This window comes from Nesterenkonia halotolerans (genome assembly GCF_014874065.1).
GTDB classification, from domain to species: domain Bacteria; phylum Actinomycetota; class Actinomycetes; order Actinomycetales; family Micrococcaceae; genus Nesterenkonia; species Nesterenkonia halotolerans.
The window spans coordinates 1,461,426-1,477,558 of record NZ_JADBEE010000001.1 but is presented as its reverse complement, the minus strand read 5'-3'; the positions used below and the strand labels follow the sequence as shown (position 1 = coordinate 1,477,558).

Sequence of the window (16,133 nt, the reverse complement as noted above, 5' to 3'; positions counted from 1 at the left end):
CTGGTGAAGATCCTCAGCGCGCGGCGTTGACCATCCAGGGCACCCCGAACTTGTCGGTGAGCATCCCAAAGGTGTCGCCCCACGGCGACTGTGCCAGCTGCTCGCTGATCTCGGCGCCCTCGGAGAGCTTCTCCCACCACTGCTCGAGGGTCTTGTGCTCCGCGTCGTCGGGGGTGCTGTTGCTCAGCGATACGGTGCCCAGCACAGCGGGCACCCCAGCCGGGGCGTCGGAGGCCATGAGGTGGAGGCCTCGGTCCACGAACAGCGAACCATGCATGAGGAGATCCTTGTTCTCATCCTCGGTGCCCATGCCCTCGGCGTAGGTCATCATGCCGAGCTCCCCGCCGAAGATCGAGTGGTAGAACTCCAGGGCGCTGCGCGCGGTGCCGGAGAACTGCAGATAGGGGGTCATGCCGATGGTCATGGAGGGCCTCTCTTCACCAGGGCGCCGACGCGCCCGGACTATGGGACGCGGCTATTCTCACCTGTTCCTGCGCAGCGGGGGAAGCGCTGCGGCCCGACCCGTTGCTCGCCGGTGAGTCTTCGCCTGCCACCGCCGGCCGCCGTCACACAGAGACGGCGCAATCCCTGGGGCGGCTCACGCCTCCAGCGCCCGAATGACCCGAGCGGGGTTGCCCACGGCCACAGAGTTCGCGGGGATGTCGCGGGTCACCACCGAACCGGCGCCGATCACGCTGTTGCGACCGATGGTGACTCCAGGGCAGACTATGACGCCGCCGCCGAGCCACACGTTCTCCTCCAGGGTGATCGGCTCCGCGGACTCCCACTTCTGCCGCCTCGGACCCGGCTCCAAGGGATGGATCGGGGTCAGCAGCTGCACATTGGGACCCAGCAGGCAGTCAGCTCCGATCCGGATCGGGGCGACGTCCAGCGCCACCAGGCCGGTGTTGATGAAGACGCGGTCCCCGATGGACATATGCGCGCCGTAGTCCACCGAGAGCGGGGGTCGGATCGCCACATCCTCGCCGAGCTCACCGATCAGCTGCGGCAGCAGCGCAGCGGCAGCGTCGTCGTCGCCCTGGGCTGCCGCCTGGCTGTACCGGTGAGAGAGCTGATGAGCCGCGAAGGCGCGCTCGAGGATCTCTTCATCGGCCCGGTACCAGTGCCCGTCCCGCAGACGCTGATACTGGGTCCGCTCGTCTTCGGTGAACGCTCCGTGCTCCATGGGTGCCTATCGGCTGAACTGGTTGGCCAGCTGAGCGGCCAGACCGGTGTAGCCCGCCGGGGTCAGCTGCTTCAGCCGAGCCTCCGCGGCCTCGGACAGACCCAGCCCGCCCACGAACTCCTTGAGCTTCTCGGCGTCCACCCGGCGGCCGCGGGTGAGCTCCTTGAGCCGTTCATAGGGATTCTCCATGCCCGGCACCCCGGCCACGGCTTCGGCGCGCATCACGGTCTGGATGGCCTCGCCGAGCACCTCCCAGTTCGCGTCGAGGTCGGCAGCGATGACCTCTTCGGCCACCGCAAGCTGCTTCAGCCCCTTGCTCACATTGCTCAGCGCAAGCACCGAGTGCCCGATTCCGGTGCCGATGTTGCGCTGTCCCGAGGAGTCGGTGAGATCGCGCTGCCAGCGTGATTCCACCAGGGTCGAGCCCAAGGCATCGAGCAGCGCATTGGAGATCTCCAGGTTCGCCTCGGCGTTCTCGAAGCGGATCGGGTTGACCTTGTGCGGCATGGTCGAGGATCCGGTGGCGCCGGCCACCGGGATCTGACGGAAGAAGCCGATCGAGATGTAGCTCCACAGATCCACGCACAGTCCATGCAGGATCCGGTTGAATCGGGCCATATCGGCGTAGAGCTCGGCCTGGAAGTCGTGGGACTCGATCTGTGTGGTCAGCGGGTTGAACGTGAGCCCCAGCTTCTCCACGAACCGCTGCGACAGCGCAGGCCAGTCCGCCTCGGGGGCAGCGGCGAGGTGTGCGGCATAGGTTCCTGTGGCGCCGTTGAGCTTGCCCAGGAACTCCTGGGATTCGATGCGGCCCAGCTGCCGCCGGAGTCGGTGGACGAAGACGGCGATCTCCTTGCCCAGCGTGGTCGGCGTGGCGGGCTGCCCGTGCGTGCGGGCCAGCATGGCCACCTGAGCGGAGTCCTCGGCGAGCGTGGCGAGGGATTCCAGAGCGCCGTGGGCGGCCGGGAGCCAGACCTGCTGCACGGCGTCGCGGATGCCCACCGCGTAGGAGAGGTTGTTGATGTCCTCGCTGGTGCAGGCGAAGTGCACCAGCGGGGTGAGCTGGGCCAGCCCCAGGGCCGGGAGTCGACGTGCGATGAAGTACTCCACGGCCTTCACATCGTGCAGGGTCTCGGCCTCGATGGCCCCCAGCTCGGCGAGCTCCTCGGTGCCGAACCCGGTGACGATCCCGCGCAGACCGCGCAGCTGTTCCTCATCGAGCGTCGGCAGCCCCTGAAGCACGCCTTCGGTGCACAGGTGGATGAACCACTCGATCTCCACGTGGAGCCGATTGCGGTTCAGCGCGGCCTCGGAGAGGTGGTCCACCAGTGGCGCGACGGCGCTGCGGTACCGACCGTCCAGCGCGCCGAGCGCGATCTGTGGCTCGGCATCGGCCAGACGGACGCGGCTCGCGGGGTGCTCGTTCTCGGCGGTGGCAGCGGGAGTGGAAGAGGTGACCATGGGCTGATTCTTTCACGAGTTTTCCCCAGCACCGGTGACGACGACGCGGCCCGGCCCGGTCTCCACGGACCGCACAGACGCGCCGTGGGCGGGCGCGTCGGCGCCTAGATTCGCAGCACAGGCAGCACAGGATTCGCCGGCAGCACCGGCAGGCCAGCCAGCGCCGGCGACGGGACAGAAGGGAGGCGCGGCCCATGATCGGGTTCTCTCCGGCCGCGCAGCAGCTGCAGGCGTCCGCCCTCGCGTATGAGCGGGCGGCTTCGGCCCTGCAGGGGGTGGCCGTGCGCAGTGAGGACTGCATCGCCGCGGTCCTCGCCTCGGCGCTGAGCGTGCGCTGGGACTCACCTGCTGGGCAGGCCTTCACGGCACTGACCTACCATCACGTGACCTCGGCCCGGGAACGTCAGGAATCCGTCACCGAGCTGGCGGTGCGTGCCCGACTGATCGCTGAAGACCTGCATGAGTACGCCCACCTGGCCAGTGTGCTGGCCGGCGCCGTGGACGCATTGACCGGCAGCGGGCTCGAGCTGGCAGCAGAGGCGCTGCTCGGGAGTGCTCGCCGCGCGGGCGAGAGTGCCAGCGATTTCCTGAGGTTCCTGGAGCGTCACGGAGGTCTGCCGCTGACGCTTCTGACAGAGGCCAGCGGATCCAGAGGTTGAGCAGAGTCATGTACATCCTCAGACCCGATCAGTTCGGCGAACCGCGCGAGCGGGAGTTCACCGTCCAGGCCTATGGCGGTCCCACCCAGACGAATCTGGTGCTGGAGACGCTTCAGCTCGGAGCCCAGCAGCTGCGGCAGGCGGCACGCATGGCCGAGGAGCAGCGGCACGACCTCGCCAGCATCGCCGATGAGATCTTCGGCTCCGCCGCCGGCTTCGCGCCGCACTGGCAGATCCCGCTCTTCGGCGCGCAGCTCGGCATCAGCACAGCACAGTCGGCGATCGGCAGCTCGGCCATGGAGCAGACCTCCGACGCCGTGGAGCGTGCACACGAGAGCTACCGCGACACCGAAGCACTGGTGGTGCGCTGGCTCGGTGCCGCACGACAGATCACGCAGTACCCCGAGATGTACCCCCACATCGTCCATCCCGAGGGGGACAGGGCGCTGGCGGCGGCCTGGGCTCGGACGGCGCTGGTGAACCTCGGCCATACCGGTGTCCTGCTGTTCGCCATGGTGGCCAGAAAGCAGCCGGCGGTGCGCGCCTCGGGCGAGGCCGGAGGGTTGATCGCCCAGACTCTGTTCGAGGAGGTGCGCCGAGCCTCCCGGGCGAGTTCGCAGAGGCTGAACGTGGAGACCCAGCAGCTGCCACGCACCGAGTCACACCGGCTCACCGACTATCTCGAGGCGCAGGCAGCGGTCGCCGCCGCAGGAGACTTCAGCATCTCCTCCTCCGACACAGCGGAGGGGGATCAGCGGCACATCGTGCATATCCCCGGGCTGGAGCTTCCCGAAGAACTGGAGGAGATGGACCTGGACGCGATCGCCGCCGGTGAGCTGGATCTGAGTGCCGGACGCGGTGTGAACAGCCTCGCGGATGCCGTCACCAATGACTCGGAGAACCTGCAGGCGGTGATCGAGGAGGCTCTGCAGCGTTCGGGCGCTCAGACCGGGGATGAGCTGCTCATCTCCGGGTACTCCCAGGGGGCGCTTCATGCACTGAACATCGCAGCGGGCGGCCGTCTTGCTCGCAAGTACCGCATCTCTCAGGTGGTGACGGTCGCGGGCCCGGGGCGTGGTGGACCGATCACTCCTGGCGTGCGCACCACGAGTTTCCAGGACGTCAACGACCCGGTGCCGCGGCTGATGAGCGAGGACAGTGAGCTTTCCTCAACACGGGTGGAGATCAACTATGAGCACCACGCGTCCGAGGGGCGGGTGGGAGGGATCTTCGGTCAGAGTCACAGCTACACCCACAACCTCGAGGCGATCAGAATCCTGGAAGATGACCCGAAGTCCCATCTGGACGCGGGGCAGCGAGAACACCTGCGCGAGCTTGCGGAGCAGCTCTCCGGTGAGCACCGGCCCACGGTGTTCACCACGGAATGGGACGCGGCCGGCACGGAACGGGTGCAGCAGACCATCACCGAATGGGCCGGCAGGCTGCAGGCAGGCACGCAGGAGGTGGGATCAGGAGTGGAGGAGGTGCGGTCGGGTGCGGACCGGGTCCGCTAGTTCTCCAGCGGACGCAGGATGAATCGGTTCAGCAGCGCCGAGACCAGCGAGACCACGATGGAGCCCAGGATGGCGCTGAAGAAGAAGTCCTCCACCACGAAGTGCACCGGGACCCAGGAGGTCAGCCACGCGGTGAGCATCAGCATGCCGGCATTGATGACCACGGCGAACAGGCCCAGCGTCAGGCAGGTGATGGGCAGCGAGAGCAGCGCGATGATGGGCTTGATGACCACATTGACCAGCCCGAAGACGGCTCCCACGAACAGGAAGGCGAGGATCGTCGCGCCCGTGCCCGTCTCGGCGCCGTCCACATAGATGCCGGGGATGAGGAATGCCGCTGCGGCGAGGGCCAGGGCGTTCAAGATGATTGCCAGTAGGATTCTCACGGTGACTATGTTCTCACGCGCCGGGTCGATCACCCCACGGGAAAGTGTCAGCCTTCTGCCAGCATATGCGGCAGGCAAGCCGCCTCAGCCGGCCGACGGGCTGACCCCCTATAAGCTCTCCTCCAACGAGAACCCGTTGGGCCCCGTGCCTGCAGTGACGCAGGCGCTCGCCGAGATCGACACCCTGCATCGCTATCCGAATCCCAGCGCGGAGGGACTGCGCGCCGGACTGGCGAGCGCCCTCGAGGTGCCGGTGGAGGACATCGTGGCAGGCACCGGCAGCCTGGGAGCGCTGACCCAGATCATCAACGCCTTCGCAGGCTCCAACAGCGACGGAAGCAAGGACGAGGTCATCTACGCCTGGCGCTCCTTCGAGGCCTACCCGATCGTGGTGCGCACCGCCGGGGCGAAGGACGTCACCGTCCCGGTGGCCTCCGACGGACGCCATGACCTCGAGGCCATGCTCGCCGCGATCACCGAGCAGACCAAGGTGATTCTGCTCTGCACCCCGAACAACCCCACGGGTCCTGCGCTGAGCCACAGCGAGGTGGAGGGATTCCTCGCGAAGGCTCCCAGCGACGTCGTCGTCGTCCTCGATGAGGCGTATCAGGAATTCGTGCGCAGCGAGGATCCGCTCGATGCGCTCTCGCTCTACCGCACCCACCCCAACGTGGTGGTGCTGCGCACCTTCTCCAAGGCGCACGGCCTGGCCGCGCTGCGCGTGGGCTACTCCATCGCCTCGCAGGAGATCACCGCGCACCTGCGCGTGGTCGCACCGCCCTTCGGCGTCTCCACGCTGGCCGAGGCCGCCGCGCTTGCCTCCTTGGAGAACATAGATCAGGTCACTGCGCGGGTCGATTCCCTGGTGGCCGAGCGGGAGCGCGTGTTCGCGGCGCTGACCGAGGCCGGCTGGACCATCCCCGAGCCGCAGGGCAACTTCGTCTGGCTCCCGCTGGGCGAGAAGTCCCAGGACTTCGCCCAGCAGGCCGGGGTGCAGGCGCTTGCAGTGCGCGCATTCGCCGGCGAGGGCGTGCGGGTCACGATTGGTGAGGTCGAGGCCAATGATCGATTCATCGAGTTGTGCCGGACCTACAGATTCCACGACTGAGTCGAGCTGACAGAATGAACGGTGGCCCTCCTCACCTGCAGGGCGGTCATCAGCGGTGCCACCGGAGAGGATCACACAGTGCAGCCACAAGAGGTGCAGCCCATACAGCTGCTCGCCCCGGACGGGAAGCTCGCTGAGAACGAGGTCTACGGTCCCTATATCGCGAAGCTGAGCGGCGAGGAGCTGCGCGAGCTCTACCGCTACATGGCCATGGAGCGTCGGCTCGACGCCGAGGCCACCTCGCTGCAGCGGCAGGGACAGCTTGCGCTCTGGGCACCCGCACTCGGCCAGGAAGCCGCCCAGGTGGGCACCATTGCCGCGCTGAAGTCCTCCGACATGGTCTTTCCGACCTACCGCGAACATGCCATGGCGCTCTACCGGGGGATCGCCCCGGAGGAGCTGCTGACCACCTTCCGCGCGACTCGCCATTCCGGCTGGGACCCGCGGCAGCACAACTTCCAGGTCTATACCCTGGTGCTCGCGGCGCAGACCCTGCATGCCGCGGGCTGGGCCATGGGGATCCAACAGGACCAGCGCACCGGCAGCATCCCGCGCGATCGGGCCGAGGACGAGATCGTCGTCGCCTGCATCGGCGACGGCGCCACCAGCCAGGGCGACGTGCATGAGTCCATGGTCTTCGCCAGCTCCTACGAGCTGCCGATGCTCTACTTCATCCAGAACAACCACTGGGCGATCTCCGTGCCCACCCGCACGCAGTCCCGCGGGCCTCTGGTGAACCGCGCACAGGGCTACGGCTTTGAAGGCGTCCGCGTGGACGGCAATGACGTGCTCGCCAGCTATGCCGTGGCCACGAAGCTCTCCGCTGAGATACGAGCCGGCAAGGGCCCCAAGCTGATCGAATCGGTCACCTACCGCATGGGTGCCCACACCACCGCCGATGATCCGACCAAGTACCGGAGCAACGAGGAGCTCGAGCTCTGGGAGGGGCGCGATCCGATCCGGCGCTATCGGTCCTGGCTGGACTCCACCGGTGAGGCCGATCAGGCCTACTTCGAGCAGGTCGACGCCGAGTCCAAGGATCTCGCCTCGGACATGCGCAAGTCGGTGCTGGCGCTGGAGCCGATCGACATCGAGCGGGTCTTCGACACCGTCTATTCGGAGCCGCACCGGCAGGTGGAGGCCGAGAAGGCCTGGCTGAAGGACTACGAGGCCGGCTTCGCCGAAGAGACGACCACGGAAGCGGGCGGCACACGATGAGCGCGATCAAAGAGATGCCGATGGCCAAGGCGATCACGGCGGCGCTGCGCGACGAGCTGGCGGCCGATCAGCGGACGCTGCTGATCGGTGAGGACATCGGTGCGCTGGGTGGGGTCTTCCGGGTGACCGACGGGCTCCAGGCGGAGTTCGGCACTCACCGCGTGATCGACTCCCCGCTGGCAGAATCGGGCATCATCGGCACCAGCATCGGCATGGCCATGCGCGGCTATCGGCCGGTGGCCGAGATCCAGTTCGACGGCTTCGTCTTTCCCGCCTTCAACCAGATCACCAGCCAGCTGGCGAAGATGCACAGCCGCACCGATGGCAAGGTCAAGGTGCCGGTGACCATCCGGCTGCCCTATGGCGGACATGTCGGCTCCGTGGAGCATCATTCCGAGTCTCCTGAGGCGCTCTTCGCGCATACTGCGGGTCTGCGGGTCGTGGCCCCGTCCAGCCCGCAGGACGCCTACTGGATGACCCGGCAGGCGATCGTCAGCGATGATCCGGTGATCATCCTCGAGCCCAAGCGACGCTACTGGCTCAAGGGCAAGGTGGACACCGAGAACCCGGCGCCCGACGCCTTCCGAGCCCAGGTGCTGCGCGAGGGCACCGATGCCACCATCGCCACCTACGGTCCGCTGGTCCCGGTGGCGCTCGCCGCCGCCGAGGCGGCCCGGGCGGATCAGCGCAGCATCGAGGTGGTGGACATCCGGTCGATCAGCCCACTCGATGACGAGACCATCGCGCGCTCGGCCGCGAAGACCCAGCGGCTGGTCGTCGCCCATGAGGCGCCCACCTTCGGCGGCATGGGCGGAGAGATCGCCGCTCGGGTCGCTGAGCGGGCGCATCACCGACTTCTGGCCCCGGTGCTGCGAGTGGGAGGATTCCACATGCCCTATCCGCCCGCCTCGCAGGAGCACCGGTACCTGCCCGATATTGATCGCATGCTGGAAGCCGTGGATCGCAGCTTCAGCTACCAGAGGGGTGTCTGAGCATGGCCGAGACCTTCAATCTTCCCGATGTCGGCGAGGGACTCACCGAGGCGGAGATCGTCAGCTGGCGCATCTCCGTGGGTGACACCGTCGAGGTTAATGACATCGTCGTCGAGATCGAGACCGCCAAGTCGCTGGTGGAGCTGCCGGTGCCCTTCGCCGGAACTGTCACCGAGCTTGTGGCGAGCGAGGGGGAGACCATCGAGGTGGGGTCCCCCTTGATCAGGATCGCCGCCGAGGGCGAGGACGCCCCCGCCCCCGATTCCGCAGCCCCGGCTGCGCCGGAGGAACCCGCAGCACCTGCCGAGAAGAGCAGCCGGTCCCGCTCCGGTCGCGGCCGCAAGGCCGCCGAGAAGGCTGAGGCCGCCGAACAGGCGGCCGCCTCCGAGCGGGCCGCGAAGGCGGAGAGCGAAGGCGAGAACCAGGCGCTGGTCGGCTCGGGTCCCAAAGCCGACTCCGCCACCCGCCGTCGCCGGACACGCTCCACGGCGCCAGACCTGGTGGACCTGGAGGGGCTGGAGATCGCCGCCCCGGCGGCACCCGCAGGTGCTGTGACTGACATCGCCGACATCGTGGCCCGCGCGAGTCCTCCGGTGCGCGCGCTGGCGAAGCGGCTCGGCGTCGCCGTCTGGGAGCTCGTCGGCTCCGGACGCAACGGCCAGATCACCCGGGATGACGTGGAGCGCCAGGCGCGGCAGAAGCGTGAGCAGCGCGCCTCCGGCCAGGTCCCTTCCACGGGTGCGCCGTCTCCGGGCCGGCGCAAGACGACGCCCGCCGAGGAGGGGCTGCTCTACGAAGGTCCGCGTGAGGACAATGTGCAGGTGCGCGGGGTGCGCAAGGCGACCGCCCGCAACGTCACCGCCTCCGCGACCACCGTTCCGCATGTCTCGGTGTTCAAAGAGGTCGACGTCACCCGCACCATGGAGCTTCGCTCCGCGCTGAAGCAGGATCCCTCCTATGCCGGACTGAGCGTCTCGCCCATGCTCTTCGCCGCCAAGGCGATCATCTGGGCGGCCCGCCGAAATCCCCAGGTCAACGCGACCTGGCACGACACCTATTACACCTTGAAGAACTATCTGAACCTGGGGATCGCTGCGGCCACCCCGCGCGGTCTGGTGGTTCCAGTGATCCACGAAGCCCACGCCTTCAACACCCGCGGGCTGGCTGCGGCGATCACCCAGCTGACCGTCGACGCCCGCGAAGGCCGGACCACCCCCGGTGAGATGCAGGGCGGGACCGTCTCGATCACCAATATCGGCACCCTGGGTCTCGACAGCGGAACCCCGATCCTGCCGCCGGGCCAGGCAGCGATCGTCGCACTCGGCGCCGTGCGGAAGAAGCCCTGGGTCGTGGACGGCCAGATCGTCCCGCGCGATGTCATGGTGATCGGTGGATCCTTCGACCACCGGCTGATCGACGGGGATCTGGCGGGGAGGTTCATCTCCGATGTGGCCGCGGTCATGGAGCAGCCGGGTCTGCTGATCGACTGAGCCTGGTCAGTCGGTGATCTCGCGGATCTCCACCGGGCTCTGTGCCGGGCCGAGGCCCAGGACCTCTGCCAGCGGCTGGCCCTCGAGACGGACCTCGCTGTCGGTGGCACCGGTGGCTGCCCGGGCGGTCGTCTCGATCTGCGTGAGGATCTGCCATGACTCGCACTCGCTGCTGGTCACCGCCTCGCCGCTGAGCTGCACGGTGACGGTGTCTCCCTCGAGCTCCACGGAGTCCACGCTGAGGTCCTCAGAGGCGGAGAGCGGATTGCCGAAGGCCGGAGAGCCGTGTGAATACAGCTCGTCGCTGATCAGGTATTCCAGGGCGGCCACCGCCGGATCCTCGGTGACCATGGGGACCGTCTGGATCACCGAGAGCGTGTCCCCGCAGCCGAAGGCATCGGTGCGGGCGATCTCGATCTCGTGGGCCTGCTGCCCGTTCGACTCCTCCTCCACCGGGCTTCCCGGTGCCTCCGAGCTCTCCAGGCTCCCGTCCTCGTCGAGCGGGGCCTCCTGGTTCTGTTCTGCGGGGCTGATCATCGCCAGCGGCAGTCGGACGGAGTCGTCGGCGTCGTACTCCGGCTGAGGAATGGAGCTGCCGGTCTCCTCTGTCTGCTCCTGCTCGGTCTCGGAGGAGTCGCCGCAGCTGGAGACCAGCACGGTGAGTCCCAGGCTGGCCGCGACCCAGCGGTTCCGGGTTCGAGAAGACCGAGTGGGTGTCATGGCACCAGAATAGAAGCTGCAGCGGCGCACAACGAATCCGCCGCCCCGAATCCATCGCACAGCGATGCCTGCTCAGTGTCTCCGCTGCCCACGCCCTCGCGGGTGGAAGGCCGGAACGGGGGGTGGCCTTCCACCCGCGGCACAGATGAGGTGCCGGTGCCGACGGGGGCGGATTGTCGTGCACGCGACAAGTGGACCCTCATCTTCTGGGCGGCGCCGGTCAGGAGAGAACGGGGGACTCCTGACCCTGCGTCTGGGGCGACGCCTCAAGCGAGATGTTTCAAACTTGAACGTCTACCAGGGCTAATCCTGAGCGTCGGGCAGCGGAATGTCAACAGTCCTGGGCGCGGGTCGTGGCAGGGGTCGTGACCGGCTCAATCCGGGGCTGCCTTCTCCGGTAGGCTGGAGCTCATGCCCATCCGGAACCGGCGCGCCGCGGCGCTTCCCGCGAAACTCTCCCGCTCATGGCTGCTGATCAATGCCGCCCATGAGGATGATTTTGCCCCCGGACTGGCCAGCGAGGCCGACTCGGTGATCTTCGACCTCGAGGCCTCGGTGCCCGACGAGGGCAAGGTCGCCGCGCGGGAGGCCGTGCTGCGCGCGCTCAACGGCGGCATGACGGCCTGGGTTCGCATCAGCCCCACCACCTCCGAGCACTGGGAAGACGATCTGAGCGCGCTCTCGCGGGCCGAGGGGCTCCGCGGGGTGATGCTCGCAGAGACCGAGCGCCCCGAACAGGTCACCTACACCGCGATGCGGCTTCGCGCCGGCACCCCGGTCATCGCCCTGGTGGAATCCGCCCTCGGGGTCGAGAACGCCACCCTCATCGCCTCTGCCCCGGGCACGTTCCGGCTGGCCTTCGGCACCAATGACTTCCGCAAGGACGTCGGCGTCTCGGCCGACCCGATGGCTCTGGCCTACGCGCGGTCCCGCCTGGTGATCGCCTCTCGTGTGGGTGGTCTCCCCGGAGCGATCGACGGCCCCACTGCCGCCGACGCCGACCCCGAGCAGACTGCCGAGGCATGTCTTGTCACTGCGAACATGGGCATGACGGGCAAGCTCTCGCTGAATCGCGCGCAGGTCGAGCACATCAACACCGGCCTGGCGCCCTCTGAGGATGAGCTGAGCTGGGCCAGGGAGCTGATCGAGGCCCACGAGGCTGGCGGTTCCATAGGCGACGGCTCTTATCTGCCGCGACTCGCACGAGCGCAGAAGATCGCCTCACTGGCAGACTCCTACGGCCTCTGGAACGCCTGACCCCTCGGGAGCAGGCCCGGGCCTGGCCCGACTGATCCTTCAGCGCTGGGGTGCCAGAGCATGATCTTTCGGCGCAGCGAAGCTGCAGGGTAATCTCTGTCACATGGGCAGGGAGACGTATACCGGTGATGTGGCCTTCGAGCTGCGCGGCCACCTGGGGATCATCACACTGAACAGGCCGCGCTCGGTCAACGCGCTGACCCAGCTGATGTGCGAGTGCCTGCTGGTGCAGCTTCAGGACTGGGCCGTCGACGACGACGTCGCCCAGGTGCTCATCCGCGGCGCCGGTGACAGAGGGCTCTGCGCCGGAGGGGACGTCTCCAGCCTCTATTCCGAGATGCTCGCGCTCCAGGAGAACGACGGCGGCGGAATCCTCCCGGCCGGCACACCTGGATACGCCGCCGACTTCACCAGCGAGACGTTCCTGGCGAACGAATACGCGCTCAATCGTACGATCGCGCAGTACCCCAAACCCTTCATCGCACTGATGGACGGTCTGGTGCTCGGCGGAGGGATCGGCGTCTCGGCCCATGGTTCGCACCGAGTCGTCACCGAGCGCACCCGGTCCGGCATGCCGGAGACGACCATCGGGTTCTCACCGGATGTCGGCGGCACCTGGCTGCTGGGTCAGGCTCCCGGAGAGCTCGGCCTGCACGCAGGACTCACCGGAGCGCACCTCGACGCGGCCGAGACCATCGCCTCGGGGCTGGCCGACGTCGAAGTTCCTGCGGCCGCGCTGGGGGAGCTGACCCAGGCGCTGAGCACGGATCCTGTGGCGGAGGTGCTGCCGGGATTCACCGTGAAGCCGCCCGTCTCCGCAGGGACTGATCAAAGGGGGTGGATCGACTACGCGTATTCGGCCCCGTCCGTGGAGCAGGTGCTCGAACGCCTCGACGAACTGGCCCCTGAACAGGAACAGGCCGCCGCCGCAGCGCGAGCGCTGCGCGGAAAATCGCCGATCGCGCTGCGGGTCGCCCACCGAGCGATTCGGACGGCGAAGCAGCTCACGCTGGAGGCGGCGTTGGATCAGGAGTTCACCATCGCTGTGCACATGCTGCGCTCGCACGACTTCCGTGAAGGCATCCGGGCTCAGATCATCGACAAGGACCGGGCGCCGCAGTGGAGTCCAGCGCGGCTCGACGAGGTCGACGACTCCCTGGTGGAGACGTATTTCACCCCGGTGCCGGGCCACCGGCTCCGTGAGGTCCAGACGCTCTGAGGTTCAGGCGTTCTGCTCAGGCCAGCACGCTGGAGGTCTCGCGGTACTGCGCGCCGAGCGCCTCTGCGACCGGGGCGTTGGTGATGGCTCCTGCGTGGACGTTGAGCCCATTGGCCAGGTGCGGGTCCTCGCGCAGAGCCTGCTTCCAGCCCTTGTCCGCCAGTGCGAACACGAAGCGCAGAGTGGAGTTCGTCAGCGCGGCCGTGGAGGTGTGCGGCACGGCCCCGGGCATGTTCGCCACGCAGTAATAGATCTGCTCGCCCAGCGTGAAGGTCGGATCCGCGTGGGTGGTGGGCCGTGACCCCTCGAAGCAGCCGCCCTGATCGATGGCGATGTCCACCAGGACCGATCCGGGGCGCATGGCCGAGGCCATCTCGCGGGTGACCAGCTTCGGCGCAGTGGCCCCCGGGACGAGCACGGAGCCGATGACGAGGTCAGCGTCCGCGACCTCCTGGCTCAGCGTCAGGGTGTTCGAGGCCAGCGTGGTGAGTCCGCGCGCAGACAGCGCCGAGAGCTCCCGCAGGCGATCAATGTTGAGATCCAGCACCGTGACATCGGCACCCATGCCCAGCGCTGTCAGCGCCGCCTGTTCGCCAGCCTTGCCTCCACCGATCACGACCACCTTCGCCGGGCGCGAGCCGGGCACGCCGCCGATCAGGATGCCGGGACCGCCCTGCGAGTGCATCAGGTGGTAGGCCCCTACCTGGGGGGCGAGCCGACCGGCCACCTCGCTCATGGGTGCGAGCAGCGGCAGGCCATGTGGCCCGGTCACCGTCTCGTAGGCGATGGCGGTGACGCCGCGCTCCTGCAGGGCACGGGCGCACTCGGGTTCGGCGGCCAGGTGAAGGTAGGTGAAGAGCAGCTGACCCTCGCGCATCCGGGGGAACTCCTCGGCCTGAGGCTCCTTGACCTTGAGGATGAGCTCGGCCTGGGCCCAGACATCGTCCGCGCTGTCGCGGATATCGGCGCCCGCGGTCACATACTCCGTGTCAGCGAATCCGGAACCCTTGCCCGCTCCGCTCTGCACCAGCACCTGGTGGCCGCGGCCGATCAGGTCAAGAGTTCCGGCGGGGGTCAGTGCCACGCGGTATTCGTTGTTCTTGACTTCGGCGGGAACTCCGATGATCATCTGTTCTCCTCTTCACGTGCCGAATGGGCGGTTCAGCGGCGGAACCGAGTGCCGACGTGGGGTGATGTCGGTCACTGTGACCAGTCTGTCACGGATGCCGGCCGGTGTTCGGGATGGCGCCTGAGGTCTTCGCCACACATGCAGAGGGGTCAAGCTGTTGTTGAGCCTGGGACTTCACCCCGCGCCAAGATCTTGACAGTCTGTAGGGTGCGCAGGATGTGTGCGGCGCCCTGAGCGGCATGACTGGGAGAACGATCTGGAGACTCATTCGATGGAGCACGAGGACGATGCTGGGCGCCAGCACGAGGCGGTCCTGCCGTCGTCGTCCGTCAGCGCCGGTCGGGCGCTGTCCATCTCCTCGCCCGTGCTGATCCTCGGCGGGCCCTCTCCGGCGGCCTCCGAGCTGAGCCAGCGACTGCGCGGGCTCGACGTCAAGGTCCTTCAGGCCTCCAGCGGCGAGGCTGCGCGGCAGAGCCTGCGTGCCGACGTGCCGGAGATCTTCGTGGTGGATGTCCGCTCCAGCCGCAGAGTCGCCGAACTCGACGCGATTCTCCTCGAGCTGCGGGCCAGCGGAGAACAGACGGCCGCGCTGCTGTGGTTCGACGCCGAGGTGGAGCTTGCCGAGGTCCTGGATGTGGTCCATCCGCTGGACGACCACATGACCGGGGTGATCACAGTGGAGGAGTCCCTGCGCAGGCTTCACCTGATGACCGCTCGGCTTCCTGCCCGGGCCGAGGGTGAGCGACTGGTGGTCGGAGACCTGGAGCTGGACACCACGGCACGAACGGTGCGCCGGGGTGAGCGTGACATCGACCTCTCCGACACCGAGTTTCGGCTGCTGCGGCTGCTCATGCGCCACGCCAGGACCGTGCTCCCCAAGGCGGAGATACTGCAGCAGGTCTGGGCCTACGAGTTTGCTGGTCAGGCCAACATCGTCGAGCTCTACATCTCCTACGTGCGCAAGAAGATCGAGGCGGGGATGCCGCGCATGATCCACACGGTCCGGGGTGCCGGGTATGTGCTGCGCCCCGCCGAGACCGAGCCCGCAGTCGAGCAGCCGGCCCCCAGCTCCTCCCCGCACTGAGGGTTCCACCGCCATCGCGTGGCAGCTTATTACTCGACGGTAGCTTTGTGGCACACTGAGCCCATGCATGTGATCTTCCGCACCCTCCTGATTCTGCTGCGTGCCCGCCGTCGGCCCTCGATCACCCCGTGGGAGTCCTCGGTCCTCGCGCTGCGCGCGCTGCCCACCGACATCGACATCGCCCGCCACATCAACAACGGACAGTACTTCTCGCTCTTTGACCTGGGACGCTTCGACCTCATGGCGCGATCGGGACTCTGGGCGCAGATGCGCAGGCGTGGATGGTCACCCGTCGTGCAGTCGGAGCAGATCACCTTCCGACGCTCAGTGACCTTCATGACTCGATTCGAGATCCATACCCGGATGATCGGATTCGACGAGAAGTGCTTCTACTTCGAACAGCGCGCAGTGGTCGACGGCGAGATCTACGTCCGTGCCCACATCGCCGGGCGCCTGCTCTCCTCGCAGGGACCGGTCTCCAATGAGGAGATCCTCGAGGTCATGCGTGTACTGGGTCATGAGGCGCCCGCGGATCTCACCGTCAGTGAGGAGCTCCAGCGCTGGCGGGCCGATTCGGCGCTTCCCTCGGCGCGGAAGCCTGCTCCCAATCGCTGGTGACGGTTCAGCGACGAGGGTTCAGGGGCGCAGCTCAGCGACGAGGGTTCAGGGGCGCAGCTCAGCGACGAGGGTTCAGGGGCGCAGCTCGGCGA

16 protein-coding genes are annotated in these 16,133 nt (G+C 67.6%); 10 read left to right on the top strand and 6 right to left on the bottom strand.

Features of this window, described 5'->3' with window-relative positions; genetic code table 11:
* Positions 1 to 13 precede the first annotated feature (13 nt).
* From H4W26_RS06800 to purB, 3 genes are all read right to left on the bottom strand, one after another.
* A complete protein-coding gene (locus H4W26_RS06800) occupies positions 14 to 424 on the bottom strand; it encodes a VOC family protein (RefSeq protein WP_192591333.1) in 411 nt (136 codons plus the stop codon).
* Positions 425 to 598: 174 nt separating this feature from the next.
* On the bottom strand, positions 599 to 1,186 hold the full coding sequence (locus H4W26_RS06795) for a sugar O-acetyltransferase (RefSeq protein WP_192591332.1): 588 nt from the start codon (positions 1,184 to 1,186) through the stop codon (positions 599 to 601).
* Positions 1,187 to 1,192: 6 nt separating this feature from the next.
* Entirely contained in the window at positions 1,193 to 2,647 is a 1,455-nt protein-coding gene (gene purB, locus H4W26_RS06790; protein ID WP_192591331.1) for an adenylosuccinate lyase, read from the bottom strand.
* 194 nt (positions 2,648 to 2,841) lie between these two features.
* Here purB and H4W26_RS06785 point away from each other — a divergent pair, with 194 nt between their 5' ends.
* Positions 2,842 to 3,306, top strand: a complete 465-nt coding sequence (locus H4W26_RS06785) for a hypothetical protein (RefSeq protein ID WP_192591330.1) — start codon at positions 2,842 to 2,844, stop codon at positions 3,304 to 3,306.
* 8 nt (positions 3,307 to 3,314) lie between these two features.
* Complete coding sequence (locus H4W26_RS06780) at positions 3,315 to 4,820, top strand: hypothetical protein (protein ID WP_192591329.1); 1,506 nt, start codon at positions 3,315 to 3,317, stop codon at positions 4,818 to 4,820.
* Here H4W26_RS06780 and H4W26_RS06775 read toward each other — a convergent pair.
* On the bottom strand, positions 4,817 to 5,206 hold the full coding sequence (locus H4W26_RS06775; RefSeq protein ID WP_192591328.1) for a phage holin family protein: 390 nt from the start codon (positions 5,204 to 5,206) through the stop codon (positions 4,817 to 4,819). The two genes, H4W26_RS06780 and H4W26_RS06775, sit on opposite strands and share 4 nt — an antisense overlap.
* Before the next feature lie 7 nt (positions 5,207 to 5,213).
* On the opposite strand from H4W26_RS06775, the gene hisC reads away from it, so the two are divergent.
* The 4 genes from hisC to H4W26_RS06755 all read left to right on the top strand — a co-directional run bounded on the left by hisC (position 5,214) and on the right by H4W26_RS06755 (position 10,014).
* Complete coding sequence (hisC, locus tag H4W26_RS06770) at positions 5,214 to 6,314, top strand: histidinol-phosphate transaminase (RefSeq protein ID WP_192592060.1); 1,101 nt, start codon at positions 5,214 to 5,216, stop codon at positions 6,312 to 6,314.
* Positions 6,315 to 6,407: 93 nt separating this feature from the next.
* Positions 6,408 to 7,532 (top strand): thiamine pyrophosphate-dependent dehydrogenase E1 component subunit alpha, encoded by a 1,125-nt coding sequence (locus H4W26_RS06765; protein WP_192591327.1) that lies wholly within the window; start codon positions 6,408 to 6,410, stop codon positions 7,530 to 7,532.
* The gene (locus H4W26_RS06760; protein ID WP_192591326.1) at positions 7,529 to 8,524 is read left to right on the top strand and encodes an alpha-ketoacid dehydrogenase subunit beta; all 996 of its coding nucleotides are present in this window, start codon (positions 7,529 to 7,531) and stop codon (positions 8,522 to 8,524) included. The genes H4W26_RS06765 and H4W26_RS06760 overlap by 4 nt, the downstream gene beginning before the upstream one ends.
* 2 nt (positions 8,525 to 8,526) lie before the next feature.
* Complete coding sequence (locus tag H4W26_RS06755; protein ID WP_192591325.1) at positions 8,527 to 10,014, top strand: dihydrolipoamide acetyltransferase family protein; 1,488 nt, start codon at positions 8,527 to 8,529, stop codon at positions 10,012 to 10,014.
* 6 nt (positions 10,015 to 10,020) lie between these two features.
* Here the strand turns inward: H4W26_RS06755 and H4W26_RS06750 are convergent, their stop codons facing one another.
* On the bottom strand, positions 10,021 to 10,734 hold the full coding sequence (locus tag H4W26_RS06750) for a GerMN domain-containing protein (protein ID WP_192591324.1): 714 nt from the start codon (positions 10,732 to 10,734) through the stop codon (positions 10,021 to 10,023).
* A 411-nt stretch (positions 10,735 to 11,145) separates the two neighbouring features.
* Here H4W26_RS06750 and H4W26_RS06745 point away from each other — a divergent pair, with 411 nt between their 5' ends.
* Positions 11,146 to 11,991: an HpcH/HpaI aldolase/citrate lyase family protein gene (locus H4W26_RS06745; protein ID WP_192591323.1), complete on the top strand. Its 846-nt coding sequence runs from the start codon at positions 11,146 to 11,148 to the stop codon at positions 11,989 to 11,991.
* Between the two features lie 103 nt (positions 11,992 to 12,094).
* A complete protein-coding gene (locus H4W26_RS06740; protein ID WP_192591322.1) occupies positions 12,095 to 13,210 on the top strand; it encodes an enoyl-CoA hydratase/isomerase family protein in 1,116 nt (371 codons plus the stop codon).
* Between the two features lie 16 nt (positions 13,211 to 13,226).
* On the opposite strand, the gene ald is transcribed toward H4W26_RS06740, so the two are convergent.
* Entirely contained in the window at positions 13,227 to 14,339 is a 1,113-nt protein-coding gene (gene ald, locus H4W26_RS06735) for an alanine dehydrogenase (RefSeq protein ID WP_192591321.1), read from the bottom strand.
* 271 nt (positions 14,340 to 14,610) lie between these two features.
* Between ald and H4W26_RS06730 the strand changes: the two genes are divergently transcribed.
* Positions 14,611 to 15,423 carry a winged helix-turn-helix transcriptional regulator gene (locus tag H4W26_RS06730; protein ID WP_192591320.1) on the top strand — a complete coding sequence of 271 codons (813 nt, stop codon included), beginning with the start codon at positions 14,611 to 14,613 and terminating at the stop codon, positions 15,421 to 15,423.
* 63 nt (positions 15,424 to 15,486) lie between these two features.
* Positions 15,487 to 16,041, top strand: coding sequence for an acyl-CoA thioesterase (locus H4W26_RS06725; RefSeq protein ID WP_192591319.1), 555 nt, complete (start codon positions 15,487 to 15,489; stop codon positions 16,039 to 16,041).
* Positions 16,042 to 16,133 lie beyond the last annotated feature (92 nt).

What these genes read in the sequence shown, in the direction of transcription:
- purB (WP_192591331.1), bottom strand. Translation starts at nt 2,647, where the DNA reads ATGGTCACCTCTTCCACTCCCGCTGCCACCGCCGAGAACGAGCACCCC.
- H4W26_RS06745 (WP_192591323.1), top strand. Translation starts at nt 11,146, where the DNA reads ATGCCCATCCGGAACCGGCGCGCCGCGGCGCTTCCCGCGAAACTCTCC.
- H4W26_RS06795 (WP_192591332.1), bottom strand. Translation starts at nt 1,186, where the DNA reads ATGGAGCACGGAGCGTTCACCGAAGACGAGCGGACCCAGTATCAGCGT.
- H4W26_RS06785 (WP_192591330.1), top strand. Translation starts at nt 2,842, where the DNA reads ATGATCGGGTTCTCTCCGGCCGCGCAGCAGCTGCAGGCGTCCGCCCTC.
- ald (WP_192591321.1), bottom strand. Translation starts at nt 14,339, where the DNA reads ATGATCATCGGAGTTCCCGCCGAAGTCAAGAACAACGAATACCGCGTG.
- H4W26_RS06730 (WP_192591320.1), top strand. Translation starts at nt 14,611, where the DNA reads ATGGAGCACGAGGACGATGCTGGGCGCCAGCACGAGGCGGTCCTGCCG.
- H4W26_RS06755 (WP_192591325.1), top strand. Translation starts at nt 8,527, where the DNA reads ATGGCCGAGACCTTCAATCTTCCCGATGTCGGCGAGGGACTCACCGAG.
- H4W26_RS06760 (WP_192591326.1), top strand. Translation starts at nt 7,529, where the DNA reads ATGAGCGCGATCAAAGAGATGCCGATGGCCAAGGCGATCACGGCGGCG.
- H4W26_RS06800 (WP_192591333.1), bottom strand. Translation starts at nt 424, where the DNA reads ATGACCATCGGCATGACCCCCTATCTGCAGTTCTCCGGCACCGCGCGC.
- H4W26_RS06780 (WP_192591329.1), top strand. Translation starts at nt 3,315, where the DNA reads ATGTACATCCTCAGACCCGATCAGTTCGGCGAACCGCGCGAGCGGGAG.
- H4W26_RS06725 (WP_192591319.1), top strand. Translation starts at nt 15,487, where the DNA reads ATGCATGTGATCTTCCGCACCCTCCTGATTCTGCTGCGTGCCCGCCGT.
- H4W26_RS06750 (WP_192591324.1), bottom strand. Translation starts at nt 10,734, where the DNA reads ATGACACCCACTCGGTCTTCTCGAACCCGGAACCGCTGGGTCGCGGCC.
- hisC (WP_192592060.1), top strand. Translation starts at nt 5,214, where the DNA reads ATGTTCTCACGCGCCGGGTCGATCACCCCACGGGAAAGTGTCAGCCTT.
- H4W26_RS06740 (WP_192591322.1), top strand. Translation starts at nt 12,095, where the DNA reads ATGGGCAGGGAGACGTATACCGGTGATGTGGCCTTCGAGCTGCGCGGC.